The 25081-nt window shown below is 71.1% G+C and carries 19 protein-coding genes and 5 pseudogenes; 16 read left to right on the top strand and 8 right to left on the bottom strand.

Annotated features, from left to right (window positions below; genetic code table 11):
* The first annotated feature begins 5 nt into the window (after window positions 1–5).
* The 3 genes and pseudogenes from Pflav_RS31725 (at window position 6) to Pflav_RS31715 (ending at window position 2784) form a co-directional block, all read left to right on the top strand.
* Window positions 6–1175: an acyl-CoA dehydrogenase family protein gene (locus tag Pflav_RS31725; RefSeq protein WP_173040492.1), complete on the top strand. Its 1170-nt coding sequence runs from the start codon at window positions 6–8 to the stop codon at window positions 1173–1175.
* A 43-nt stretch (window positions 1176–1218) separates the two neighbouring features.
* A pseudogene (locus Pflav_RS31720) lies at window positions 1219–2270 on the top strand (type III polyketide synthase).
* A gap of 16 nt (window positions 2271–2286) precedes the next feature.
* Window positions 2287–2784 (top strand): DUF6023 family protein, encoded by a 498-nt coding sequence (locus tag Pflav_RS31715; protein WP_173040491.1) that lies wholly within the window; start codon window positions 2287–2289, stop codon window positions 2782–2784.
* Window positions 2785–2789: 5 nt separating this feature from the next.
* Here the strand turns inward: Pflav_RS31715 and Pflav_RS31710 are convergent, their stop codons facing one another.
* On the bottom strand, window positions 2790–3500 hold the full coding sequence (locus Pflav_RS31710; RefSeq protein ID WP_173040490.1) for a hypothetical protein: 711 nt from the start codon (window positions 3498–3500) through the stop codon (window positions 2790–2792).
* Window positions 3501–3856: 356 nt separating this feature from the next.
* On the opposite strand from Pflav_RS31710, the gene Pflav_RS31705 reads away from it, so the two are divergent.
* The 4 genes and pseudogenes from Pflav_RS31705 (at window position 3857) to Pflav_RS31690 (ending at window position 6586) form a co-directional block, all read left to right on the top strand.
* Window positions 3857–4342, top strand: coding sequence for a CarD family transcriptional regulator (locus Pflav_RS31705; protein WP_091551228.1), 486 nt, complete (start codon window positions 3857–3859; stop codon window positions 4340–4342).
* 44 nt (window positions 4343–4386) lie between these two features.
* A pseudogene (gene ispD / locus Pflav_RS31700) lies at window positions 4387–5081 on the top strand (2-C-methyl-D-erythritol 4-phosphate cytidylyltransferase).
* Window positions 5078–5551 carry a 2-C-methyl-D-erythritol 2,4-cyclodiphosphate synthase gene (gene ispF, locus Pflav_RS31695; RefSeq protein ID WP_173040489.1) on the top strand — a complete coding sequence of 158 codons (474 nt, stop codon included), beginning with the start codon at window positions 5078–5080 and terminating at the stop codon, window positions 5549–5551. The pseudogene ispD and the gene ispF overlap by 4 nt, the downstream one beginning before the upstream one ends.
* A gap of 15 nt (window positions 5552–5566) precedes the next feature.
* Window positions 5567–6586, top strand: a complete 1020-nt coding sequence (locus tag Pflav_RS31690) for a tetratricopeptide repeat protein (RefSeq protein WP_173040488.1) — start codon at window positions 5567–5569, stop codon at window positions 6584–6586.
* 7 nt (window positions 6587–6593) lie between these two features.
* On the opposite strand, the gene Pflav_RS31685 is transcribed toward Pflav_RS31690, so the two are convergent.
* On the bottom strand, window positions 6594–7763 hold the full coding sequence (locus Pflav_RS31685) for a homogentisate 1,2-dioxygenase (protein WP_173040487.1): 1170 nt from the start codon (window positions 7761–7763) through the stop codon (window positions 6594–6596).
* 96 nt (window positions 7764–7859) lie between these two features.
* On the opposite strand from Pflav_RS31685, the gene Pflav_RS31680 reads away from it, so the two are divergent.
* The 3 genes from Pflav_RS31680 (at window position 7860) to Pflav_RS31670 (ending at window position 10547) form a co-directional block, all read left to right on the top strand.
* Window positions 7860–8717, top strand: coding sequence for a hypothetical protein (locus Pflav_RS31680; protein ID WP_173040486.1), 858 nt, complete (start codon window positions 7860–7862; stop codon window positions 8715–8717).
* A gap of 69 nt (window positions 8718–8786) precedes the next feature.
* Window positions 8787–9263: an SRPBCC family protein gene (locus tag Pflav_RS31675; protein WP_173040485.1), complete on the top strand. Its 477-nt coding sequence runs from the start codon at window positions 8787–8789 to the stop codon at window positions 9261–9263.
* 489 nt (window positions 9264–9752) lie between these two features.
* A complete protein-coding gene (locus Pflav_RS31670) occupies window positions 9753–10547 on the top strand; it encodes a PQQ-binding-like beta-propeller repeat protein (protein WP_173040484.1) in 795 nt (264 codons plus the stop codon).
* 202 nt (window positions 10548–10749) lie between these two features.
* Here the strand turns inward: Pflav_RS31670 and Pflav_RS31665 are convergent, their stop codons facing one another.
* Entirely contained in the window at window positions 10750–10959 is a 210-nt protein-coding gene (locus tag Pflav_RS31665; RefSeq protein ID WP_173040483.1) for a DUF397 domain-containing protein, read from the bottom strand.
* 25 nt (window positions 10960–10984) lie between these two features.
* Entirely contained in the window at window positions 10985–11827 is an 843-nt protein-coding gene (locus Pflav_RS31660) for a helix-turn-helix domain-containing protein (RefSeq protein ID WP_173042744.1), read from the bottom strand.
* Between the two features lie 200 nt (window positions 11828–12027).
* Here Pflav_RS31660 and Pflav_RS47650 point away from each other — a divergent pair, with 200 nt between their 5' ends.
* The gene (locus tag Pflav_RS47650) at window positions 12028–12636 is read left to right on the top strand and encodes a GNAT family N-acetyltransferase (RefSeq protein WP_269474560.1); all 609 of its coding nucleotides are present in this window, start codon (window positions 12028–12030) and stop codon (window positions 12634–12636) included.
* Here the strand turns inward: Pflav_RS47650 and hisC are convergent.
* The 3 genes from hisC to Pflav_RS31640 are packed head-to-tail and all read right to left on the bottom strand — an operon-like array spanning window position 12633 to window position 15270.
* Window positions 12633–13709 (bottom strand): histidinol-phosphate transaminase, encoded by a 1077-nt coding sequence (gene hisC / locus Pflav_RS31650; protein WP_173040482.1) that lies wholly within the window; start codon window positions 13707–13709, stop codon window positions 12633–12635. The genes Pflav_RS47650 and hisC overlap by 4 nt on opposite strands.
* Window positions 13706–14650, bottom strand: a complete 945-nt coding sequence (locus Pflav_RS31645) for an RDD family protein (protein WP_173040481.1) — start codon at window positions 14648–14650, stop codon at window positions 13706–13708. The genes hisC and Pflav_RS31645 overlap by 4 nt, the downstream gene beginning before the upstream one ends.
* The gene (locus Pflav_RS31640; protein WP_232072139.1) at window positions 14647–15270 is read right to left on the bottom strand and encodes an RDD family protein; all 624 of its coding nucleotides are present in this window, start codon (window positions 15268–15270) and stop codon (window positions 14647–14649) included. The genes Pflav_RS31645 and Pflav_RS31640 overlap by 4 nt, the downstream gene beginning before the upstream one ends.
* Window positions 15271–15462: 192 nt before the next feature.
* On the opposite strand from Pflav_RS31640, the pseudogene Pflav_RS31635 reads away from it, so the two are divergent.
* The 5 genes and pseudogenes from Pflav_RS31635 to Pflav_RS31615 all read left to right on the top strand — a co-directional run bounded on the left by Pflav_RS31635 (window position 15463) and on the right by Pflav_RS31615 (window position 24154).
* Window positions 15463–16823: pseudogene (locus Pflav_RS31635) on the top strand (PQQ-binding-like beta-propeller repeat protein).
* A gap of 170 nt (window positions 16824–16993) precedes the next feature.
* A pseudogene (locus tag Pflav_RS31630) lies at window positions 16994–18660 on the top strand (fumarate hydratase).
* 263 nt (window positions 18661–18923) lie between these two features.
* Window positions 18924–21941: an AfsR/SARP family transcriptional regulator gene (locus Pflav_RS31625; RefSeq protein WP_173040480.1), complete on the top strand. Its 3018-nt coding sequence runs from the start codon at window positions 18924–18926 to the stop codon at window positions 21939–21941.
* A gap of 118 nt (window positions 21942–22059) precedes the next feature.
* Window positions 22060–23414 (top strand): annotated as a pseudogene (locus tag Pflav_RS31620) (class II fumarate hydratase).
* Window positions 23411–24154: an HAD family hydrolase gene (locus Pflav_RS31615; protein ID WP_173040479.1), complete on the top strand. Its 744-nt coding sequence runs from the start codon at window positions 23411–23413 to the stop codon at window positions 24152–24154. Before Pflav_RS31620 ends, Pflav_RS31615 begins: the two are co-directional and overlap by 4 nt.
* Here Pflav_RS31615 and Pflav_RS31610 read toward each other — a convergent pair.
* Window positions 24108–25028 carry a hypothetical protein gene (locus Pflav_RS31610; protein WP_173040478.1) on the bottom strand — a complete coding sequence of 307 codons (921 nt, stop codon included), beginning with the start codon at window positions 25026–25028 and terminating at the stop codon, window positions 24108–24110. The genes Pflav_RS31615 and Pflav_RS31610 overlap by 47 nt on opposite strands.
* Between the last annotated feature and the right edge of the window lie 53 nt (window positions 25029–25081).

Below are 25081 nucleotides of genomic sequence, written 5' to 3'. Positions count from 1 at the left end.
GGGTCATGGCGGGTGACGCGATAGCGGCTGCGCGGCGGTTGGCGCCGCGACTGGCAGCACGGGCGGCGGAGCACGATCGGGACGGCACGTTTCCGGTCGAAGACTTCGCCGACCTGCGGGCCGCGGGACTGTTCGGATTGATGGTCCCGGGCCGGCTGGGCGGCCGCGAGGCCACCTTCGCCGAGTACGCGGCCGTCGCGTACGAGCTGGCCCGCGGCAACGGGGCGACCGCCCTGGTCTTCAACATGCACGCCTCCGTGACCGGCGCACTGAGCGCGGTCACCGAGGAGGTGGCCGAGTCGCTGGGCGTACCCGACGAGGCGCTGGCCGCGCGCGACCGGATGCTGGCCGAGGCGGCCGCTGGCTCGTGGTACGGCGTGGCGATGAGCGAGCGCGGCGCCGGCTCCCGACTGTCCCAACTCGCCACCGTCTACGAGCCGGTCGACGGCGGCTACCACATCAAGGGCGCCAAGACGTTCTGCTCCGGCGCGGGCCAGGCCGACGCGTACCTGGTGGCCGCCCGCAGCGCGTCGGACCAGTCGGTGGTGTCGCAGTTCCTGGTGCCCGCGACCGTGGACGGGCTCAAGGTCGAGCCCACCTGGGATGCGCTCGGCATGCGCGCCACCGCCTCGCACGACCTGCACATCGACTCGGTCGTATCGGACGACACGCTGCTCGGCGGCGTCGAGGGGCTGGCCCTGGTCGTCGCACAGCTCATGCCGCACTGGCTGATCGCGAGCTACGCGGCCGTGTACATAGGAGTCGCCCAGGCCGCCGTGGACGCGGCGGTCGAGCACGTGGTCAAGCGCGGGGTGTCCGAGCTTCCGTCGGTGCGCTCCCGGATCGGGCGCGCAGACGCGGCTGTGGCGGCCACCCGCCTGGTCGTGGCCGAGGCCGCCCGCCGGGTCGACGAGGAGCCCGGCGCCGAGGAGACCAACCGCTGGGTGTGGCGCGCGAAGCTGCTGGCCGGTACGACCGCGGCCGAGGTGGCGGCGTCGATGCTGGAGGCGGCCGGCACCTCGGCCACGCGCCGCGGCCATCCGCTCGAACGGCTCTACCGCGACGCCCGCTGCGGCTCATTGCACCCGGCCACCTCCGACGTGTGCGCGGACTGGCTGGGCGTGGCCGCGATCGGCGGCGACCCGGACCGCGAGGGGACCACCCCGCGGTGGTGAGCGTGAAGAGGAGCTTCCTGGGCGCGAACGAAAGGCGGCCACAGTGAGTCAGGCAACGATCGCCGGGCTGGGCATTGCGACGCCGGCCCAGGCGCACCAGGACGAGCTGTGGCGGGGCTTCTTCGCCGGCCACTACTCAGGGGCCACCAGGGCGCTCGCCGAGCGGATCTTCGCGAACGCCGGCGTACTCACCCGCCACGCGGTCGCCAACCCGCTCATCGAGGACGTCTCCGGCTGGCCGACCGAGCGCCGCATGAACCGGTACCTCATCGAGGCCCTGCCCTTGGCAAGGAGGCGGTCGACCGGGCGCTGGTCGACGCGGGCGTCTCCGCCTCGGAGATCGGGCTCTTCGCGGTCTGCTCCTGCACCGGTTACGTCACGCCCGGACTGGACATCCTGCTCGCCCGGGACATGGGCATGGCAAACGACACACAACGGCTCTTCGTGGGGCACATGGGTTGTTATGCGGCGATGCCCACCATCGGCGCCGCGTCCGACTTCGTGATCGCCCGCGGGCGGCCCGCGCTTATCCTCTGCAACGAGCTGACCAGCCTGCACCTTCAGCCGGCCTCGGCCCGGGTGGACACCCAGCAGATCGTCGCCCACGCGCTCTTCTCGGACGCGGCGGCCGCCGCGGTGCTCGTTCCCGGCGACACCACCGGGGGGTACGCGGTCCGCGAGGTCGCCTCGGTCACGGATACGTCCGCGGTCGACCACATGACCTGGGACGTCACCGACATGGGCTTCCGGATGGGGCTCTCGCCACGCGTGCCGCAGGTGCTGTCGCTGCACGTACGCCGGTTCGTCGACGGCATGCTCTCCCGGCACGGCCTCACGCTGTCTGATGTGGACGGCTGGGCGGTACACCCGGGCGGGCCGCGCATCCTCAACGTGGTGGAACGCGAGCTGGCCCTGCCCCCGGACGCGCTCGCCGATTCACGGGCCACCCTGTCCGCGTACGGCAACTGCTCTTCGCCCACCGTGCTGCTGATCCTGGAGACGATGCGGCAGCGGCCCGATCCGCCCAGATGGGTGGTGACTCTCGCGTTCGGCCCCGGACTCACGCTTTACGCCGCTCTCCTACAGCACACGTAGCCGCTACAGTGCGAGCGTGGACCGGACCGACGGGCGGCTGAGCCTCGCTGTGCTGGTGGCCGGCGCGGCCTTGGTGCTCGCCGCCGGTACCGCCTGGTGGATGGCCGCCGACCCGACGGTCGAGGCCGAGCCCATCCCGACCGCCCCACCGGTGGCGCTGCCCGAGCCTGTGGCACCTGAGCAGGTGGACAACGGTTCAGACAGCTACCTGCCCGAATTCGCCAACACCGTCCAGCGCTCGGTCGGTCGCCTCGACCCCAACGAGTCCTCCGTGATGGAGGTCCCGTCAGAAAAAGGCAGCGAGTACCGGCTCCAGTACGTCTGCCTCGGCCCCGGCGACCTGTCCGTGCGGGTCCGGGGTACGACCGACGGCGAGATCCTCTACCAGCTCGACTGCGAGGGCAACCTCAACACGTTCCAGTACATCGCGGCGGACACCATCGTCGTGGTGGAGGTGCACCGGCCGGGTCCCGAGCCGGCGGACATAGGCGTCCAGGTCATCGCCGTAAAGTGACGGTCTCAGGAGAGCTTGACGAGGTCACTGCGGAACTGCTCGATGGTCTGCGCGGCCGGCACCGTGGAGATGATCTCGCCGGTCCGGGCCACGAGCAGCACGGTGGCCACTTGGCCGGTGCCCTGAGTGCCGAGCTGGAGGCTGCCGCGCAGCTCGCCGGTCGGGTCCGCGAGTGTGCGGACGCTCGGCGCTCCCAAGTCGGGCGCGCGCGGCGTGCTGGCACGCGGTGGCGGCGGGGAGGTTTTTGTGACCGTGACTACCGTTACGCCCGGTTTGGCGGCGGCCGCAGTGTCGGCGACAAGCCTCGTACAGTCGCAACCGTCGGTGAGCATCACGGCAGCCGGGAGCAGGCCGCGCAGCGATACCGGTGATCCGTCGACATCGATGAGGTCGAGGGCCGGCACGGTGCGGCTCGGTGCCGGAGGGCTGCCGGACTGGCGGGCGACCGGCGGTGGAAGGGGCTGCTGCCGGCCTGGCCAGGCGACCGCGAAGAGGCTCGTCAGCGTCGCTAGGACGGCCACCGACATGATCAGTAAAGGGATGCGCAGAGAGGACGGGGTCGCGCCGCCGCGGACCGGCCACCCGAGCCGCCGGCGCCACGTGTCGCGGCGAGCCTGGCGGCGCAGATCTTTGCGCACCACGGCCGACTCCTCGGCGAGATCGCTCAAGTCGTCGGGGATGACCACAACGCCCCACTCTGGGGGCAGGTCGGGCACACCCTCAGAGCGTCCGCCGCCGTCGGGCGGGGTGCCCCATTGCCGTTGCCCATGCTGCCCATGTCCCCCAGTCCGCGCGTCGCGAAGTCGATCGGGGTCAACCTTTAGGGTCTCTCACCGAGGGGTGGGACCGCTAGGGGGCATCGGTCCTTACGGTGGCTCCCGGAGCCACCGCTGGCGTCGCGCAGTGCTGATTTGAGGATTACTCTGCGTGGCGGATGGTCGATGGAAACCTCCTGTCAAGCTGGAGAAAGGCCTCTCACAGGGCCCCTGAGCTGCGCGAACGGTCAGGACCGGGACGGGACATCGGTGCCTGAGCGTGTTACCCTAGACACAGCGAAAGGGGTTTCGAACCTATGGTTTTCAGTGTCGGCGAGACCGTTGTTTACCCCCACCACGGGGCCGCACTCATCGAGGCAATCGAGACTCGGGTCGTCAAGGGCGAGGAAAAGCAGTACCTCGTCCTCAGGGTCGCTCAGGGTGACCTGACGGTGCGGGTGCCCGCCGAGAATGCCGAGATCGTTGGCGTGCGTGAGGTGGTCGGCGAGGAAGGCCTGGGTAAGGTCTTCGACGTCCTCCGTGCTCCGCACACCGAGGAGCCCACCAACTGGTCGCGGCGTTACAAGGCGAATCTGGAGAAGCTTGCCTCCGGCAACCCGCTCAAGGTGGCCGAGGTTGTCCGGGACCTGTGGCGGCGGGAGCGCGAGCGGGGCCTGTCGGCTGGCGAGAAGCGCATGCTGGCCAAGGCTCGCGACATTCTCGTCGGCGAGGTCGCCCTGGCGGAGAAGAGCACGAAGGACGAGGCGGAGATCCTCCTCGACAAAGTGCTCACCGAGGCCTGATTCTCCGGCTGACCCGTTTACAACTTATCCACGGGGACCGCGACGTGACCGCGCAGCTCAATCCGCGCGGTGACGTCGCGGTCCTCGTTCCTGCGGCCGGGGCCGGGGTGCGGCTGGGCGGCGGCGGTCCAAAGGCTCTCCGCCATCTCGGCGGCGAGCCGATGCTGGTGCACGCTGTCCGGCGCGTGGCCGCCGCGCCGTCCGTGAGCGCGATCGTCGTGGCCGCGCCGCCGTCCGAGGTCGACGCCGTGCGCTCGCTGCTCGCGCCGTTGGCACCGGTGATCGTTGTGGCGGGTGGGGCCGAGCGGCAGGAGTCCGTGGCCGCCGCGCTCGCCGCGGTCCCCGAAGGGCCAGACATCATCCTCGTGCACGATGCGGCCCGGGCGCTCGCGCCGCCGTCGCTCGTCGAGTCCGTGGCGGCCGCCGTGCGCGCCGGCAGCGCCGCCGTCATCCCGGTGCTCCCGGTGGTCGACACCGTCAAGGAGGTCGGCGCCGACGAGGTCGTGCTCGGCACGGTCGACCGGTCCGCGCTGCGCGCGGTACAGACCCCGCAGGGTTTCCGGCGATCGGTCCTCGCCGCCGCGCACGCCAGCGCCGCCGATTCCCTAACCGACGACGCGGGCCTGGTCGAGAAGCAGGGGTACCGGTGACCTGCGTCCCCGGACACGAGCACGCACTGAAGATCACCCGGCCGTTCGACCTGTTGATCGCCGAGCTGCTCCTGGCCCAGCAGCCGTGATCATTCCTCGGGTGGGTATCGGCACCGACGTGCACGCCTTCGCCGCCGGGCGGCCCTGCTGGGTGGCCGGGCTGGAGTGGCCGGGCGTCGACGGCCTGGCCGGGCACTCCGACGGCGATGTCGCCGCGCACGCCGCCTGCGACGCGCTCCTGTCCGCCGCCGGCCTCGGCGACCTCGGCGCCAACTACGGCACCGACCGACCCGAGTGGGCCGGTGCCTCCGGGGTCGCGCTGCTCACCGAGACCGCCCGCCGGGTACGCGCGGCCGGTTTCGAGATCGGAAACGTCTCGATCCAGGTGGTCGGCGTCCGCCCGAAAATCGGGCCGCGCCGGGCCGAGGCCGAGGCAGCGCTCTCGACCGCCGTGGGGGCCACTGTCACGGTCTCCGGCACCACTACTGACGGACTAGGCCTTACTGGGCGAGGCGAGGGCTTGGCGGGTCTCGCGGTGGCGGTTGTGTACACCCGCTGACGTAGGCTCGGCCTCGTGCCCAGCGATGCGCCATCGGACCGGGACGCCACTCCGGACAGCTACGTGCAGCGCGCCGCACTGCTGGCGGATCTGGGCCGCTACGACGAGGCGGCCGGGGAGCTGGCCGACGCCCTCGCCCTCGATCCGCACCACTCCGCGGCGCACGCGACGCTGGCCAGCGTCCACCTCGCCGCCCAGCGGCCCGACGAAGCACTCCAGGCTGCCGATGCGGCCCTCGCCACCGCTCCCAGTGACGTACCGGCACTTGTGAGCCGCGCGATGGCCCTGACCGACCTGCGCCGCTTCGGGGAGGCCGCCGCCGTGGCCGAGGAGGTCCTGCGGCTCGGTCCCGCCGATCCGTACGCGCAGCGCAGCGCCGCCGCCGTGCTGGCCGACTCGCGCAACGGCCAGACCGCCATCGACGCGGCCTGGCGGGCGGCTCAGCTGGCGCCGCGCGACCCGCTGGCCCACCTCGTGCTCGCGCTGGTGGCCGGCCGCCTGGGCCGCTTCGAGCTGGCCGAGCGGGCGTACCACGAGGCGCTTGAGCTCGACCCAACGCTATCCAACGCGGCTGACGAGCCGGGCATCGTGCGGCTGGATCGCCGGCGGTACGCGGAGGCGCTGGATCGGGTCTCCGAAAACGCGGTGTTCCAGCCGATACCGACGTTCCAGCCCGCACCCGAGCCGGCCGCCAAGCGGCCCGTGGAGCGCATCCGGCCGCTGGTGGTGTTCGGCGCGGCACACAGCCTGGTGACGGCGATCCTGGTGGCGTTCGTGGCGGCGGCCGGCGGCGCGAGCTCGCAGCTGCTGGCCGGCGTGATCGGCGGTGTCGGCCTGCTCGCGCTCGGCGTGCTGATCGGCCGGCTGCCGAGCGGCGACCGGTTCGGCGGGCGGCCTGGACGGCTGGCCACGTTCGCGGTGTCGGCCGGGCCGTGCCTGATCATGCTGTACGCGTTTGTCGGCACGCCCTGGCCGCTGGTGCTCGCGATCGTCTCCGCCGTCGCCGGTCTCACCCTCCTCACCCGCATGGGGTGACCGGGCGCTAGCCCGTGCTGCGCCCCGCCCACGTCCAGGCATACCCGGTGTCCTCACAGGACAGTGCGGGCTCGCAGAGGTCCAGCGGCCGGAACGTGTCGACCATCACCGCCAGCTCGTCGAAGTAGTCGGCACCGATCGCCCGCTCCGGCGCGCCCGGCTGCGGTCCGTGCGTGAAGCCGGCCGGGTGCAGCGAGATCGAGCCCTGCTCGATGCCGGAGCCGCGCCGCGCCTCATAGTTGCCGCCGGTGTAGAAGAGCATCTCGTCGGAGTCGACGTTGTGGTGGTTGTACGGCACCGGGATCGCGAGCGGGTGGTAGTCGACCTTTCGCGGCACGAAGGAGCAGATCACGAAGTTCGGCCCCTGGAACGTCTGGTGTACCGGTGGCGGCTGGTGCACCCGGCCGGTGATCGGCTCGAAGTCGTGGATGGAGAACACCCAGGGGTACAGGTGGCCGTCCCAGCCGACGACGTCGAAGGGGTGGTGCGCGTACACGTACCGCGTCCAGCCCCGCCGATGCTGGACGTAAACCTCCACATCGGAGTCCTCGACGAGCAGCGGGGCGCCGGGGCCGCGGACGTCCCGCTCGCAGTACGGCGAGTGCTCCAGGAACTGGCCGCGCACCGAGAGGTACCGCTTCGGCGGTCCGATGTGGCCGGTCGCCTCGATGGTGAGCAGCCGCAGCAGGTCGCTGGTCGGCACGATGCGGTGGATCACCGAGGTCGGGATCAGCACGTAGTCGCCGCTGGCCACCTCGAGCGTCCCGAACGTGGACTCCACCCGCGCGGTGCCCGACTCCACGTACAGGCACTCGTCGCCGATCGCGTTGCGGTATAGCGGGGACGGGCGGTCGGCCACGACGTACGAGATGCGCACGTCGTCGTTGGCCAGCAGCGGCTGCCGCCCCAGCACCGGGTCGGCGCCGCCCGCGTCCAGCTTGTGGGTGCGCAGGTGGCGGGGCTTGAGGGGGCGGTTGGCCGAGCGCGTCCAGGCCGGCGGATCGTGCTCCTCCGCCGCCACGATCGCGGTTGGCAGGTGACGGTGGTAGAGGAGCGACGAGTCGGAGGAGAAGCCCTCCTGACCCATCAGCTCCTCGGCGTACAGGCTGCCGTCGGGCTGCCGGAACTGCGTGTGTCGCTTGCGCGGGACCTCCCCCACGCTCCGGTAGTAGGGCATTTCCTACCCTCCGTTATGTCCTGTTCACCGGCCGATAGCGTCCGATTATCGGACGGTGTTGTCCGCTCCTTGTAGCGTCCATTAGGTTCTCTGTTCGTGTCAACCGGACTGATTCCGGCGCTCTTCACTCGCCTCGTGGATGACGCCGCCGTGTTCCCACCTGGGAGCGCGCCGTTGCCTGAGGCGATCATCGGGCATCGCGAGCACCGCGCGGCGTGGTACGCCGAACTCGTCGGCGTCCTCCTGCTGCCCTCGTCGAGGCTGCCCGACGCGGCCAGCCTCCTGGATCCGCAGGAGCGGGTCGAGGTGGGCCTGATCGGCGACGCCGGGGTCGACGCCCTGCCGGCCGCCCTCGACGCCGTCGATCCGCGCCTTGTCATCGGCCAGGTCGAGGTCGCGGTCGCCAAGCGCGGCGAGGATCCGGAGCCGGGCCTGCGCCGGCTGCTCGCGGTCCTGGCCGACCGGCCTGCCCTCACCGGGTACGCGGAGATCCCGCTCACCTGGGGCCTGCTGGCGGCCCTGGACGTGGTCGCCGAGGCGCGTGCCGCCGGCGTGGCGGTGGCCGCCAAGTTCCGCACCGGCGGGCTGGCCGCCGAGCTCTTCCCCACGCCGGTCGAGCTGGCCGCGGTCATCTGCGCCTGCCGCGACCGCGAGCTGCCGTTCAAGCTCACCGCTGGGCTGCACAACGCGATCCGCCACACGGACCCGGAGACAGGGTTCGTACACCACGGGTTTCTCAACGTGCTCGTCGGCGCCGCCGCTGCCGGCGCCGGCGCCGAGGTGGCCGACGTGGCCGAGCTGCTCGCCGCGACCGACCCGGTGCCGCTGATCGAGCCGGCCCGCGCGCTGCGCGAGAGCCCGCGTCCACTCTGGATCGGCTTCGGCTCGTGCAGCGTCGTCGAGCCGCTCACCGACCTGATCCGGTTGGGCCTTGTCAACGGCGGCTTCTCCTGAGCTGCTGTGTCGGGTAATTGGCTGGGATACAGCGCGTGACGGGCGTACCGTGATTCCCGGGGAGGCGCTATGTCCACGGTGGCGGTTACGCGGTTGATCGAAGCTCCGGTGATGCGCGTGTGGCGGGTGTTCACCGACCTGCCGGCACGGGCGACCTGGCTCTCCACTGTGGATGCGATCGAGGTGATGACACCCGGCCTCTTCGGTACCGGCACTGTCTGGCGGGAGACCCGCACGATGCCCGGCGACGTGCAAGTGACCGAGGAGTTCACCGTGCAGCGGTGCGAAGAGCCGACCCGTTTCGTGGTCGCCTCGCCCGGCATCGGCGTCGACTACCGGATGACCTACACGTTGACGCCTGTCGAGGTCGGCCGGCACCGCGGCGGCACGGCCGTCACGGTCGTGCAGGAGGGAGCGCCCTCCGCGCCACGCGGCCGCCTGCTCGTTCTCGTCTTCGGCGGGCTCGCCGCGCGCACCGTCGAGGGCGCTCTGCGGCGGGACCTCACCGACCTGGCCTCCGCCGCCGTTCGGCCGGCGGCGGCGTAGGTTCGGTAACCTGCCCGACGTGGGCATCCGACCTTCGACCTGGTTCCGCATCGGCGCGGTCGCCGTGGCCGCTACCGGCGTGATGGCCGTCGGCGGCGTGATCGCGTATCGCGTTCTAGCTCCCGCCGAGACCGTCACGGTCGCCACCACGGCCTACCCGGCAGCTCCCGCCGCCCAGCCCGGCGTGATCGGGTCGCTGCCCGCCGCGCCGCTCATCGTCGACGGCCGGCTGCGCATCTACGCCTCCACCCGTCAGGTGCGCGCGGACGGGCCCGTAGACGCCCGGACGCAGCGCACCCCGTACTGGTCGTACCGCCGGTGGCCGCAGGAGGTCCTCGGCGTCGTGGCGGCCGGTACGACGGTCGTGGGGCGCTGGTCCGACGGTGACGTCGTCGCGCTCGACGCGCGCACCGGCAAGGTCACCTGGCGGGCCGCCGGCAAGCCGCCGGAGAAATCGGGCTACAAGGGGGCAGCACCGGGGCGGAGACGGTGTACGAGCCGGAGGGTTTGTACACCTCGGGCGGCACCGTGCTCGTGCGCGACGCCGCCCAGCTGCGGGCCCTCGAAATCGCGACCGGGCGCGAGCTGTGGCAGATCCCGATGGCGGACTGCCGCGAGGGCGGGTTCACCACAGCCGGCGGCCAGTTCGTCACCACCGACGCCTGCGGAGGGGCGCCGGCGGTGGAGTTCTACGACGTGGCGACCGGGCAGCTGCGTGGCCGCTGGGCGCCGTCTGCGGCCGTGGTGACGCTGAAGGTCGAGCCGCTCGCCTGCGCGCCCGCCCAGTCCGCCTGTACGGCCCTGCGCACAGTCGACGAGACCGGCTCGCGCGGCTGGCTCCTGGGCGAGCCGGACGGCGACGGCAAGACGCCTGTGACGGCTGCCCGGGCGCTCGATCCGCCGGGCTCGGTGCTCGCCGGCGAAGTCGGGGTGACCTATGTCGGCGGCGACATGGTGGCGCGCAAGCTTCGCGACGGTGCCGAGGTGTGGCGCTGGCGCGGCGACGGCAGTTCGCAATTGCTCGGAGCGCAGTCCGGATCCGTGCATGTGCTAACTGAGAATTGCGATCTGGTAACTCTCGATCCAGCTACTGGAAGGGAGAAGTCGCGGTTCTTGCTCGCGTACCTACGGGAAGGCATCGACTGGGAACCCGGGTTGGTTCGGGCCGGCGATGGCTTCGTCGCGGTCGAGCGGCTGGTGAAGCCGGAGAACGGCGAGGCCGATGAGGCCGATGGGGCGGATGAGTATTTTGGTGCGTTGCCGGTAATCCTCGCCCGCACCTAGAAAATCTTACCGAGAGCAAGCAAACGGGGGCACCCGGTAAGGTGCCCCCGAAAAGCAAACTACGGCCCCCTAGGGATCGAACTTTCTTCAACCTGAAACTCGCGGGGCCTGCGTCTCGACCCTCACCTCGTGTCGAGACGGGCCTGAAGGAGGAGGTTGAAGAAGTTCGTTGGAGAGCCGTTGCGGTTGCGCCGTTCAGTCGTCAGCGGTGAAGATCAAACTCCCCGTTCTTCGTGCCAGCGACGAAGCTGTCCCACTCGGCCGGCGTGAAGAGCAGCACCCCTCCGCTCCGGTCTTTCGTGTCGCGCACCGCGACCCCGCGGTCGAGGATGGCGACCTCAACGCAGTTGCCGTTCCCGCTACTGCGCGTGCTCTTGAACCACGCGGCACGGGTCAGGTCCAGGGCGGCCATTCCGCACCCCTTGTCCCTAGATTGATTACGGACGGTTGCGAGAAGCCTTGCGAATCCAGGCGGTCGATTCATCGGGAGCGAGCGCCATTTTGCGCAGCCTCTCGTGCACGAGTGTATACCCGCGCACGTGATCCTGCTCTTCCAAGGCTTGACCGTTTGTCAAATTCTCTAGATAGACCACTGGCTCGTCCGCTGCATCGGGAAAGCTTATGATCACGTAGGGTGTTGTCATTGCCGGATGGCCACCAACGGAAAACGGCAGTACCTGAATAGTCACGTTAGGTAGCTCTGAGAGATCCGCCAGATGGTCGAGTTGGCGGCTCATCACCTCTGGACCGCCCACTGAGCGCAAGAGGACCGCTTCGTTGAGTACTGCTGACAACTCGACGGGTTTTTCGCGGTGCAGCACCTCTTGTCGGCGGATCCGGGCGGCGACCTTGCGGTCGAGGTCGTTCTCGCCTGCGGTCAGGCGGTAAACCGCCCGCGCGTAATCCTCGGTCTGCATGAGGCCCGGTATGGTTTCGGCCTCATAAGTCCAAACGGCGGAGGCCTCCGCCTCCAGTCCGACGTAGAACTCGAACCAGACCGGCAGTACATCGCTGTAGTTCTGCCACCACCCGCGCTGCTGGGCACCACGGGCGATGTCGATGAGCGCCTCGGCGTCCGTGCCGGTCACTTGATACAGCGCCAGCGCCGCACGTACATCGCGCGGTTTTATCCCGATCTGCGCATTTTCAATACGGGACAGATTGCTCTTGGACATGTCGAGCTGGCGCGCGGCCTGCTCGAGGTTCATCCCTGCCCGCTCGCGTAGATGGCGAAGCTCACGGGCTATACGGCGACGGCGAACTGTAGGGCTTCCAGACACGGCAGCGAGTTTTGCACCTCTATCCACGGCGCGCCACCAAGGTCACCCGCGAATCAAAACGGGAGTTGCATTGCATGTGTGTCGGGTGCATTCTGGTGTGGCTACCGGGTCGATTGGCATATGTCAACCGTGTCACGCCTGGTGCACGAGTCGCTGCGTTCCGTTCTCAATAATTAAGCCCAAATCGGGGGAGAACGCCGTTGAGGCACCTGTCGATCGTGCGAGCCGACCACGGCGATGTGGACGCCATCATCGACCTGATCACAGATTCGTTCCAGCATTTGGCTGTGTCGGTATGGCTTGTGCCACGCCGGCACGAGCGGTGGGCGGTGCTGCACGGTCAGATCCGCATCTACATCGAGTACGCGATGCGGTACGGGCATGTGCACGTGACCGCCGACCGCCACGGGGTGGCGGTGTGGCTTCCGCACGACAGGCGGCTCCCGCCACCGGCCGACTACGACGAGCGGCTCGTGAAGGCGTGTGGCCACTGGGTCGACCGCTTCCGCACGGTCGACCGGCTCTTCGCCGCCCATCACCCCCGGCGGGCACACCACCACCTGGCGTACCTGGCGGTCCATCCCAGCCGCCGGGGCGAGGGCATGGGCTCGCTGCTCCTGCGCCACCACCACGCCCGCCTGGACGCGGCCGGCATCGGGTCGTACCTGGAGGCGAGCAGCTCACCCAGCCGCGATCTGTACTCGCGGCACGGCTACCGCGCCGGCGAGATGTTCGCCGTGCCGGACGGTGCCCCCTTCTGGCCGATGTGGCGCGAGCCCTACATCCCGGCGGAGCGCCAAGGCCCCTAGAGCGCCGCCTCGGCCGCGGCCAGGAAGGCGTCGTTTTCGGCCGGGGTGCCGACCGTGACGCGGACCCCGTCGCCGACGAACGGGCGCACGATCACGCCGCGCGACTCGCACGCCGCCCCGAATCCGGCCGACCTGTCGCCGAGCGGGAGCCAGATGAAGTTGGCCTGGCTGTCCGGCACGTCGATGCCGAGCTTGCGCACCGCCTCACCGAGCCGGTCCCGTTCCGCGATCACGAGCGTGCAGCGGCGCTGTACCTCGTCCTGCTGCTGTAGCGCCGCCAGCGCCGCCGCCTGGGCCACCGCGCTGGTGGAGAAGGGGGTGACGACCTTGCGCACGGCGGCGGCCACCTCAGGCTGCGCGACGAGGAAGCCCACCCGGAGGCCGGCGAGGCCCCAGGCCTTGGAGAGCGTGCGCAGCACGACGACGTTGGGGCGGTCGCCGTACACCCGCAGCCCGTCCGGCACCTCGGGGTCGGTGACGAACTCGCGGTACGCCTCGTCGAGCACCACCAGCACGTCGTCCGGCACGGCGTCGAGGAAGCGGTCGAGGTCGGCGCGGCGGATCGAGGTACCCGTGGGGTTGTTGGGGTTGCAGACCAGGATCATCCGGGTGCGATCGGTGACCGCGGCCGCCATCGCGCGCAGGTCGTGGCCGTGGCCGGCGTCGTTGGGCACGCGCACGCTCGCCGCGCCGGTCGTGGCCGCGATGATCGGGTACGCCTCGAAGGAGCGCCAGGAGTAGAGGATTTCGTCGCCGGGCAGGCAGGTGGCCCGGGCCAGGTGCTCGCAGAGCGCGACCGAGCCGCAGCCGGTGGCGATCCGCTCCGGCGCCACCTCGTACCGCTCGGCGAGCGCCGCCCGCAGCGCGACAACGCCCATGTCCGGATAGCGGTGCACGCCGCTGGCCGCCTCGGTGACCGCCTCGACCACGCCCGGCAGCGGGCCGTACGGCACCTCGTTGCTGGCCAGCTTGATCGCCTCGGGCAGGCCCAGCTCTCGGGCGAGGTCGGCGGGGCTGCGGCCGGGCACGTAGCTGGGCAGCGCCTCGAGGTCAGCGCGGGTCAACCTGGTCATTCGGTACCTCCGGATACGTCCGCGGTCGCGGTCCGCGGCACCTCGACGACGACGGTCTGCGCGGACTTGTCGTGCAGCGCCTGGTACAGCGGCCGGTCGAAGAACGGGAAGATGCAGTCGACGAGCTGCAAGATGAAGCCGATGCAGAAGCAGGACCACAGGAACGTGGGCAGGCCCATGAGGTTCCACCGGCGGAGCGAGCGGCCGAAGCCGAGCGGGTTGGGGCTCTCCACCGCCATCACCTTGATCCGCATGATGCGCTTGCCGAGGGTCTGGCCGCTGTTGGCCGTGCTCGGCACCTCGTATGCGAACCAGAGGGCGACGCCGATGATGAAGATGGCGACCTGTAGCGCGTCCGCCTGACCGCCCGGCTGGGGCAGGTTTTGCAGCAGTGGCTCGCGGGCCTCCACCCGGCGGTTCCACTCCTGGATTATCGGCTCGTACTCCTGGACCAGGCGGTAGATGAACCACCCGTTGACCAGCACGTTGAGCAGCAGCACCATGCCGATGTCGATCAGCCGGGCGACGACCCGGGGGCCCAGCGAGGCGATCCGCAGGCCGTGCGGGCGGGGTGCCGGCGCCGGCAGCCGGTAGGCGTACGGCGGGTAGGGGTAACCCGGCGCCGGCATGCCGGGCGGCGGGGCCATCGGCGGCCACGGCTGGGGGCCCGGCGGACCGGTCGGCGGGAACGCGCCGTTGTGCGGCGGCGTGGCTGGCACGGTGGGCGCACCGGGACCGGCCGGTGACTGCGCCGCTGGCGGGGCCGCCGGTGTGGTGGGTGCGGCTTCCGGCGGTGGTGGGGCCGGCGCGGAGACCTGGGGCGGTCCCGGCGGCGGCGTTGCGTCAGCGGGCAGCGAATCGCCTATCCAGCCCTCACCGTCCCAGTAGCGCTGGGTGCTCGGTTCAGCCGGATCCTTGTACCAGCCAGGTGCGACACTCACGCAGGAACCTTAACGACCACGGTGCCGGCGAATTTGTCGTGGAGGCACTGCTGGTACGGCTTGTCCCACAGCTGCCACAGTCCGTCGACGTAGAAGTAGCCCGGCAGGAAGCTCGCCGCGGCGTACCCGGCCAGCCAGCGCCTGGCTGCTGAGCCACGGGTCAGCTTCGCGCCCGGGGCCAGCGGCACAATCTTGATCTTCATTGTGCGGTGGCCGAGCGTCTGCCCTTTGCGGATAAGAAACTCCACATAGTAGACGTACGACAACAAAAGGAGCGCCACGATGAGGCCGACCTCGATCAGCAGCAGTGGCACGAAGAACTCCGCGAAGCTCGGGTCGACTGGCGTGCCGTCGGGCTGCACCTCGAGGAGGTCGGGGATGACGGCGACGAACAAGATGATGAACGCGGGCACGGCGAGCAGGAGTGCGACGCAGAAGAACACGACGTAGTCGACCAGGTACGCCAGGAGGCGGTCGGTGAAGCTGGCCAGCGGCTGCCCGGCCGGGCTCGTCGCGAGCGGTGGCGGTGGTGGCCGCAGCGGCGGGGTCGCCCAGGGTGGCGGAGGCAGCTGCCAGCCCGCTGGCTGTGGCGCGTAGGGAGGGGTGGGCGGTTGCGTCACGCGGACAGTGTTACAGGTTTTCGCGAGCGCTCAGCGCCCCGATCTCCGGCAAGATCGAGTATGGGAAGATCACCTCAAATCGCATCGACACGGACGGATCGCGCTCTCGGGATTAGATCCCGCGTGTCGTTACCGTGGCGACGTGGCTAAGGGACGGCCAATGGCAGGACGGGGTGGATCGTCGCTGCCCTAATTGTGCTGGTCATCCTCGTTAGTACTAATACCTGGAACCCTTTTCCGGGCATTTGGTCCTGGGTCAGCGCCAGCCAGCCACTCTCCTCGCCGAACGTCGCCTGGCAGCAGCGGCTCGGCAGCGGCCCGCAGAGCGTCACGATCGCCGGCAACGCGGTCGTGGTCGAGCACCGTACGTCCGTCGAGGTGCGCGGCATCAGCTCGGGCGCCCAGCTGTGGGAGAAGGACTTCGACTGGGCGGCGGTCGCCGGTGAAGGGCTCGACTCGGTCGTCGTCGTGGGTGAGCTGCTGCGGAAGGGGTACGAGGTGCTGGACCCCTCACCGGGATCCCGCGGCGCACCGACGACCGGGCGGTGGCGGTCTGGACGTACCGCAACGCGCTGCTAGACGTGCGCTGCGACGACGCCAAGGAGTGCCAGCTCTCGGCCTGGGAGCCGCGCGGCACCAGTCCGATGTGGACGGTCGACCTGCCGGGCGTCGGGTTCGTCCTGTTCGCCGACAACCCGGACCTGCTCGACGCCAAGCCGCTCACCACGCGCCGTGTCGAGGGCGGTGCCGGCGGCCCGGTGCTCATGCCCTCGCTGCTCGGCTTCCCAGTCGACGGCAAGGTGCGCGTCGTGGACACGGCGGCGGGCCGGGTCGTGCAGGACTTCGAGCCGGACCGCCACGACCGGCACGTGGTCGTGGGCGGGCGGGTGATCCGGGTGGAGGCCCGCTCCGCGGACGGCACCTGCTACTTCACGGTCTTCGCCACCGACCCGGCGCTCCAGCGGGAGGTGTGGCGGCACGAGGCGGTCAACCTGCGTACCGCAGACGGGGCCGGGTGCGCGCAGCGGGAGGACCCGTCCGGCGGCCAGAACGTCGTCGTGGGCGTGACCGCGGACGGGCGGGAGGCGGTGCTCGACGCCTACGACGGGCGGGTGCTGTGGCTGGGCGGGCACGGGGACAAGCTGCTCGCGGTCGACGACCAGTACGCGCTCGTGCGGCCGTCCGGTGGTAAGGCGGTCACCTCGTACGAGTTCGGCGTGCCGAAGGCGCGGTGGAGCTACACGACCGCCGACCCGAAGGCTGAGGCGTCGATCACCCGGTTCGCGGCGATCGTCGCGCCCGAGGAGCCGGACCGCATCGTGGCGCTCTCGCCGTCCAGCGGGCGCCCGCTCGCGGACGTACGGTCCTCGGCGAAAGTCCTGGCCGTGGGCCCGACCGGCATGATCATTGGGGAGCAGCGCGAGATCGGGTTCGTCCCCTTCGCCGGAGCGTCTCCGCCGGGCTCACCAGGCCCGCCGGGCTCGACTCCCGCACCCGCCGACACTTCGCTCTGTGACGGCCCGAAGGAGCCGCTCTGCGGCCAGGACAAGTGAGCGAGCGATCGAGGGTGAGCACAGTGCTCAGACCGGTTGAGTGCCCGGCGGGTGGGACGCCGCGCGGCCGCTGGCCTAGGCTTGCCGCTCATGAGCGAGCGGAGCGAGCGAATCATTGAACTCAGCGTGCTTGGAGCCTCGTGCCCGCCCGCAGCGAAGCGAGGACAGGCATGAGTGCCGCCGCCGCCTTCTCCTTCGCCCCCTTGCTTCCCACCGGTTCTGACCTGACCGAATACCGCCTGGTCAGCGACGAGGGTGTGGATGTCGTCAACGGCCCGGGCGGGCGCCGCTTCCTGACCGTCGAGCCGGCGGTGTTGACGCAGCTCACCGCCGAGGCCATGCACGACATCGCGCACTTCCTGCGCCCGGCCCACCTGGCCCAGCTCCGGTCGATCATCGATGACCCGGAAGCCTCGCCCAACGACCGCTTCGTGGCGCTCGACCTGCTCCGCAACGCCAACATCGCGGCCGGCGGGGTGCTGCCGATGTGCCAGGACACCGGTACCGCGATCGTGATGGGCAAGCGGGGCCGGCACGTGCTGACCGACGGCACCGACGAGGAGGCGATCGCGCGCGGGGTGTACGAGGCGTACACCCGGCTCAACCTCCGCTACTCGCAGCTCGCGCCGCTGACGATGTGGGAGGAGCGCAACACCGGCTCCAACCTGCCGGCGCAGATCGAGATCTACGCCGAGGACCCGGGTGGGCAGCCCGACGCCTACAAGTTTCTCTTCATGGCCAAGGGCGGCGGCTCGGCCAACAAGTCGTACCTGTACCAGGAGACCAAGGCGCTGCTGAATCCCGAGCGGATGATGCGCTTCCTGGACGAGAAGCTGCGGCTGATCGGCACCTCGGCCTGCCCGCCGTACCACCTGGCGGTCGTGATCGGCGGCACCTCGGGCGAGTACGCGTTGAAGACCGCGAAGCTCGCCTCGGCCAAGTACCTGGACGGCATGCCCACCGAGGGTTCGATGCTGGCGCACGGCTTCCGCGACCTCGACCTGGAGGCCGAGGTCCTGGAGCTGACCCGGCAGTTCGGCATCGGCGCCCAGTTCGGCGGGCGGTACTTCTGTCACGACGTCCGCGTGATCCGGCTGCCGCGGCACGGTGCCTCCTGCCCGGTGGCGATCGCGGTCTCCTGCTCGGCCGACCGCCAGGCGGTGGCCAAGGTCACCCCGTCCGGCGTCTGGCTGGAGCGGCTGGAGACCGACCCGGCGCGCTACCTGCCCGACGTGACCGACGCGCACCTGGAGACCGAGGAGGTCGTGCGCATCGACCTCAACCGGCCGATGGACGAGATCCGAGCCGAGCTGGCCAAGTACCCGGTGAAGACCCGGCTGTCGCTGAGCGGGCCGCTCGTGGTGGCTCGGGACATCGCGCACGCGAAGATCGCCGAGCGGCTCGACGCGGGTGAGCCGATGCCGGCGTACCTGCGCGACCACGCGGTCTACTACGCCGGCCCGGCGAAGACCCCGAGGGGTACGCGTCTGGCTCGTTCGGCCCCACCACCGCGGGGCGGATGGACGCGTACGTGGCGAAGTTTCAGGCCGCGGGCGGGTCGCACGTGATGCTCGCCAAGGGCAACCGCTCGCGTGGGGTGACCGAGTCCTGCCACCAGCACGGCGGCTTCTATCTCGGCTCCATCGGTGGGCCGGCTGCGCGGCTCGCCCAGGACTGCATCAAGCACGTCGAGGTGCTGGAGTACCCCGAGCTCGGCATGGAAGCGGTCTGGAAGATCGAAGTCGAAGACTTCCCCGCCTTCATCGTCGTGGACGACAAGGGCAACGACTTCTTCGCTGAGGTGACAAAGCCCGTGCTGACCGTCGGTCGGCGCTGAGGTTTTCCTCGCCCGCCCATATAGTCGCCTGCCCGTTTTGCGGAAAGACGACCCCCCGTTATGAGCGGCACGGACCTTGTCACCTGGTTCCCGCGCGTCCATCCTGGTTGTCCCGACTCTCGTTCCGCTGCCATCTCGCTATCGCGCAGGACCCTTGACGATCCTCCCGGCGCAGCCAGTGCCCGTTCCCCGCTGTGGGACGCCGCTTTCACTGGTGTGAAACAGCGATAGATTTCATAGAGGCCGATCGACCAGGAGCGGGCATGCGGTTCGGGATCCTGGGGCCGCTGCGGGTGGGCGGCACCGAGGACGGCACGGTCACCGCGGGGCGGGACCGGGTGGTCCTCGCCATGCTCCTGTTGAATGCCGGCCGGGTGGTGTCGGTCGACCGCCTGATGGCCGCGATGTGGGACGGCGCCCCGCCCAACACCGCCCGGGGTCAGCTCCAGACCTGCGTCTCTCGCCTGCGCCGTTCGCTCGCCGTGACCGTTGGCGACGAGGTGATCGTCACCGACCCCGCCGGGTACTCCGCCCGCATCGCCCCGGACGACCTGGACGCGGCCGTCTTCAGCACGCTGACCGCGCAGGCCCGGGCCGCCGCCGACGGTGACCGGCTGGAGGCGGCGCGGGACGCGTACCGGGCGGCGCTGAAGCTGTGGCGCGGGCCGGCGCTCTCCGGCATCGCCAGCCGGGCTGTGCAACGCGGAGCCGCGGCCCTGGACGAGCAGCAGGCCGTCGCGATCGAGGAGTGCGTCGAGGTCGAGCTCAGGCTGGGTCGCGAGCGTGAGCTGCTCGGCGAGCTCACCGACCTCGTCGAGCGGTACCCGCTGCGGGAGCGCCTGCGCACCCAGCTCATGCTCGCCCTCTACAGGGCCGGCCGGCAGGCCGACGCGCTGGCGGTGTACCGGGAGGCCCGCACGGTGCTCGCCGAGGACCTGGGCATCGAGCCCGGCCCGGCGCTGCGCGAGATGCACCAGCGGATCCTGGTCGGCGATGTGGGCGTGCCCGGCGACGAGCGCCGCTCGCACCCGCCCGCGCGCTGCCTGCCCCGTACCGCCGCCGACTTCACCGGCCGCAACGATGTCGTGGCCCGGCTCGTGGAGGCGGTCGAGCGGGCCGACCCGAGCGGGCCGGTGATCCAGCTCATCGACGGCATGGCCGGCAGCGGCAAGACGACGCTGGCCGTACACGTGGCGACGCTGCTCTCCGGGCGCTACCCGGACGCCCAGCTCTTCGTCGACCTGCACGGGCACAGCGAGCGGCGGCCGCTGGAGCCGAGCGCCGCGCTCGTCACGCTGCTGCGGCAGCTGGGCGTGCCGAGCGAGCGGATACCGCCGTCGCCGGACGAGCGGGTGGCGCTGTGGCGCACCGAGCTGGCCGCCCGTCGGGTGCTCGTGGTGCTCGACAACGCCGGCAGTACCGCCCAGGTCGGGCCACTGCTGCCCGCCGCCCCCGGCTGCCTGGCGCTGGTGACGAGCCGGCGCCGGCTCGTGGGGCTGGACGGCGTACACCCGGAGCCACTGCCGGTGTTCGCCGAGCCGGAAGCGGTCGAGCTGCTCGCCCGGGTGGCCGGGCCGCAGCGGATCGCGGCCGAGCCGGCGGCCGCGGTCGAGGTGGTGCGCCGTTGTGGGTACCTGCCGCTGGCCATCCGCCTCGCCGGGGCCCGGCTGGCCCACCGGCGTAGCTGGCGAGTGGCCGACCTGGCCGCCCGGCTGCGCCGGGAGCGTCCGGTGCTGCCCGAGCTCGCCGCCGAGGACCGCACGGTGGCGAGTGCGTTCGCGCTGTCGTACCGGCAGCTGCCCGAGCCGGCCCAGCGCATGTTCCGGCTGCTCGGGCTCTACCCGGGCGCGTGGTTCGACGCGCTTGGCGCGGCCGCGCTCGCCGACCTTCCGCTGGCCGAGGCCCAGGACCATCTCGACGAGCTTGTCGACCGGCACCTGGTGGAGGAGCCGGGCGCGGGGCGGTTCCGGCTGCACGACCTCATGCGCGAGTACGCCCGGGAGCTTGTCGGCGCCACCGAGCCGGAGGCCGCCCGCCAGGCCGCCGTCGGGCGGGCGCTCGACTGGGCGCTGCACGCCGTCGCGGGCGCCACGGCCGAGCTGGAGCGGGGCCTGCTGCACGGCTCGCTCAGCCTGCGCCGGCCGATGCGCCCCGACCTGGTGGTGCCGTTCGCCGACAACGGCTCGGCGTGGCTGGAGGAGCAGCGGCTCAACCTGCCGGCGCTCGTACGGTGCGCGGCCGAGACCGGCCACCACGAGTACGCGTGGAAGCTCGCCCGCGCCATGTGGCGGTTCCTGTTCATCCGCTGCTACGGCGACGACCTGCTCGCCACCCAGCTCGACGGCCTGGCGGCGGCGCAGCGCTCGGGCGACGACGCCGCGGTGGCGACGATGCACAACTACCTCGCGTCCGTGTACTTCCGGGCGGGCGAGTACCTCGAAGCGATCGAGCACGTCGAGGCGGCCCTGCGGCTGCGTGAGCGGCTCGGCCACGAGTGGGAGGCGGCCGTCTGCCGCGGCAACCTCGGCGTGGTGATGATCCAGCTCGGCCGCCTCGCCGAGGGTGTCGAGTGCTCGTCCCAGGCGCTCGCGACATGGCGCCGACTCGCCAACGACCAGGGCATCTCATCCGCTCTGGCCGACCTGGGCACGGCGTACATGCTGCTGGGCCGGTACGACGAAGCCCTGACCATGCACCGCCGGCACCTGCTGCTGGCGGTCGAGCACGGGCTGGACTTCCAGGTGGGCGTGGCGCTCGGCCACATCGCCCAGGTGCGGGTGCGGCTCGGCCAGCTCCCGGTGGCGATCCGGCTCTTGCGCAGCGCCCGCCACCTCAAGCGGCGCACCGGCAACCGGTACGGCGAGGGAGAGGTGCTCAACGACCTCGGCGTGGCGTACCGGCTCTGCGGCGACCGGGCCACGGCGGAGCGCTACCACCGGGACGCGCTCAGGATCATGCGGGAGATCGGCGACCGGCGGGGCGAGGCGCTGGTCCGCAACGACCTGGGGACCACGCTCGCGGCTGGCGGTCGGTCCGTCGAGGCGGGCGAGCAGCATACGCAGGCGCTGGCCATCGCCCGGCGGATCAAGCACCGGTACGAGGAGGCCCGCGCCCTGGACGCCCTGGCCAGCGGAATGCGTGGCACCGATCCCTCCCAGGCACGCAGCCACTGGGAGCGCTGCCTGACCATCCGCCGCGACATGGGCATCCCGGAGGCGGCCGCGGTCGCGGCCCGCCTGGCCGAAATGGATGCCGAGCAGGCCGCCGGGGCGCACCGCTGACCACTTCGGCGCGGCCGCGGGGTGGTAAGCGCGACTGCCGAGAGAGGGGACGCGCGGAGGGCCGTTGGGTCAGGATGGGTGTGTGACTGAGCAGGCTTGGCGAGTTGAACGAGACACGATGGGCGAGGTCCAGGTACCGGCCGACGCCCTTTGGCTGGCGCAGACCCAGCGGGCGGTGGAAAACTTCCCGATCTCCGGTCGCGGGCTCGAGCCGGCGCACATCAAGGCCCTCGCGCTGATCAAGGGGCGGCCGCACAGGTGAACGTGCGCCTGGGCGTGCTGGGGGCGGACGTGGGGGAGGCGATCGCCACGGCGGCCGCCCACGTGGCCGACGGTGGGTACGACGGCGAGTTTCCGGTCGACGTCTTCCAGACCGGATCCGGCACCAGTTCGAACATGAACGCGAACGAGGTGATCGCCACCCTCGCCAGCCGCGAGCTGGGCCGGCAGGTGCACCCGAACGACGAGGTGAATGCCTCGCAGTCGAGCAACGACGTCTTTCCCTCCTCGATCCATTTGGCCGCGACCCACGCTGTCGTACACGACCTGGTGCCCGCGCTGCGGCATCTCAACTTCGCGCTCGAGGGGAAGGTCGACGAGTTCGCCGAGGTGGTGAAGGCTGGGCGCACCCACCTCATGGATGCCACCCCGGTCACGCTCGGCCAGGAGTTTTCCGGGTACGCGACGCAGGTCCAGTACGGCATCGAGCGGCTGGAGTCGATCCTGCCCCGCCTCGCCGAGCTGCCCCTTGGCGGCACGGCGGTCGGCACCGGGATCAATACGCCGCCCGGCTTCGCCCCGGAGGTCATCGCGAAGCTACGCGAGATGACCGGGCTCCCGGTCGCCGAGGCGCGCAACCACTTCGAGGCGCAGGGCGCGCGGGACGCGCTCGTGGAGGCGTCCGGCCAGCTGCGGACGATCGCCGTCGGGCTTTACAAGATCGCAAACGACATCCGGTGGATGGGCTCGGGTCCCCGGGCCGGCCTGCGTGAGCTTCAGATCCCGGACCTTCAGCCCGGCTCGTCGATCATGCCGGGCAAGGTGAACCCAGTGGTCTGCGAGTCGGTGCGCCAGGTGTGCGCGCAGGTCATCGGCAACGACGCCACCGTCGCCTTCGCCGGCTCGCAAGGCGACTTCGAGCTCAACGTCATGCTCCCGGTCATGGCCCGCAACCTGCTGGAGTCGATCCGGCTGCTGGCCGCCGCGAGCCGCCTCCTCGCCGACCGCTGCGTCATCGGGCTGGTGGCCAACGCGGAGATCTGCCGCGAATACGCCGAGTCGTCGCCGTCGATCGTCACCCCGCTCAACCGCTTCCTGGGCTACGAGGAGGCCGCCTCGATCGCCAAGCAGGCGCTCGCCTCCGGCCAGTCGATCCGCGCCGTCGTACGCGACCGGGGTCACGTGGAGGCGGGCCGGATCACCGACGAAGAGCTGGAGCAGGTGCTCGACGTACTCCGGATGACCCGTCCATGACCGCCGTCCCGATCACCGCTGTCGTCTTCGACGCGGACGAGACCGTGGTCGACCTCTCGCCCGCGGTGACCGGGGCCCTCGGCGCTGTGCTGGTGGAGATGCAGCGGCTGGCCCCGGCCGCTGCCGCACTGACCGTGGCCGACCTGGCCGCGGACTGGCCGCCGGTCTTCGCCGCGATGCGCGCCGCGCCGACGCCGGACATCCGGCGGGCCGCGCTCGCCAGATCGCTCGCCCGCGTCGGCCTCCAGACGGAGCTGGACCGCATGGCCGAGGTCTTCTTCGCCCGGCGGTTTGCGCTCAGCCGCCCCTTTGTCGACGTGCTGCCGGCCCTGGCCGCACTGCGCGCGGTCTACACAGTCGGCTTTGCCACGAATGGCAACAGCCGGGCCGAGCGGTGCGGGCTGGCCGGCGAGTTTGCCTTTGAGATCTACGCCCATGAGGGTGGCCTGCCCAAGAAGCCGGCCGGTGAGTTTTTCGCGGCGGTGGTGCGGGCTGCGGGCTGCCTGCCGGCGGCGGTGGTGCACGTGGGTGACTCGTGGGAGCACGACGTGCGGGCGGCACAGGCGGCCGGGATGCGGGCGGTGTGGCTCAACCGCACCGGTGTTCGGCGCCCGGCCGGGCCACCGCCCGACGGCGAGGTGCGGTCGCTCGCCGAGCTCCCCGACCTGCTCGTGCGCCTGGCCGCCGGCCCGATCAGGGCTGCCAGCCCCGATCAAGGAGGGCCAGTCGCAGCGAGGTGACGAAGTCGGTGAAGTCGCGGCGCATCTGGTGCGGCGTCAGCGGCAGCACCGTCCAGCCAGCAGTGACCAGCTGCTGGCGGCCGTTGCTCCGCATCAGGTCGGGGTCGATGTCGTCGAGGCAGCGGGTGCGCCCGCCCGGGCACGTGCCCTCGATCTCGACTGCCACCTGAAACTCCGGCCACGCCAGCCCCGGGTGCGTCACGCGGCCGGTGGCCAGCTCGACCGGGTGGCGGGGGATCGGGCGGGGAAGGCCGGCGGTGACGAGCCGGACGCGCAGGCTGGACTCGGCGGCGGACCGGGCCCGTGGATCGGCCAGGTCGAAGACCCGCAGCGCCCGGCTCCGGCTGAGGTGGGTGGCGTGCCGCTCCACTAGATCGGCCAGGTCGGCCCGGCTGACCTGGCCGCGCCGCAGCAGCCGGTCGAGGACCGACACGGCGTGGGTCAGCTCCGCCCAGCAGGCGACGTCCCACATCGTGCGGGCCGGTGTGGTGCGGCGCAGCCCGTCGCGCGCCTCCACCTCGTCCATCTCGACCTCTGTGGCGTGGATCCGGAGCCCTTGGTGGGACCGGAGGCGCACGTCGGGCGGGAGGATCACGTGGACGTCGTCGTTGTAGCTGGCGGCGTGCTCGACACCGTGCAGGTACGCCGCGGACGGGCCGGCGAACACCGCGCTCACCGGCAGCCGCAGCGCGGTCGCCCGGCAGGCGAGGGTGTGGTCGAGCCTGATCCGGGAGTCGGCATACACATCGTGGCGCACCCGCACCCATGCGGTGCTTCGCAACTGATTGATGGAGACAAGGTCGCGCCGGACCGCGTCACTGCCCCGGAACACCTGCCACTGGAGCGGTGACGGCCGCTGGGATGTGCGTGCCATGCGGGCCAGCCTCGCGACCCGTACGCCTGACCAGTACCCCCTGTGGACAGCGG

This window comes from Phytohabitans flavus, assembly GCF_011764545.1.
Lineage (GTDB): Bacteria > Actinomycetota > Actinomycetes > Mycobacteriales > Micromonosporaceae > Phytohabitans > Phytohabitans flavus.
This window is presented reverse-complemented; position numbering and strand designations above follow the sequence as displayed.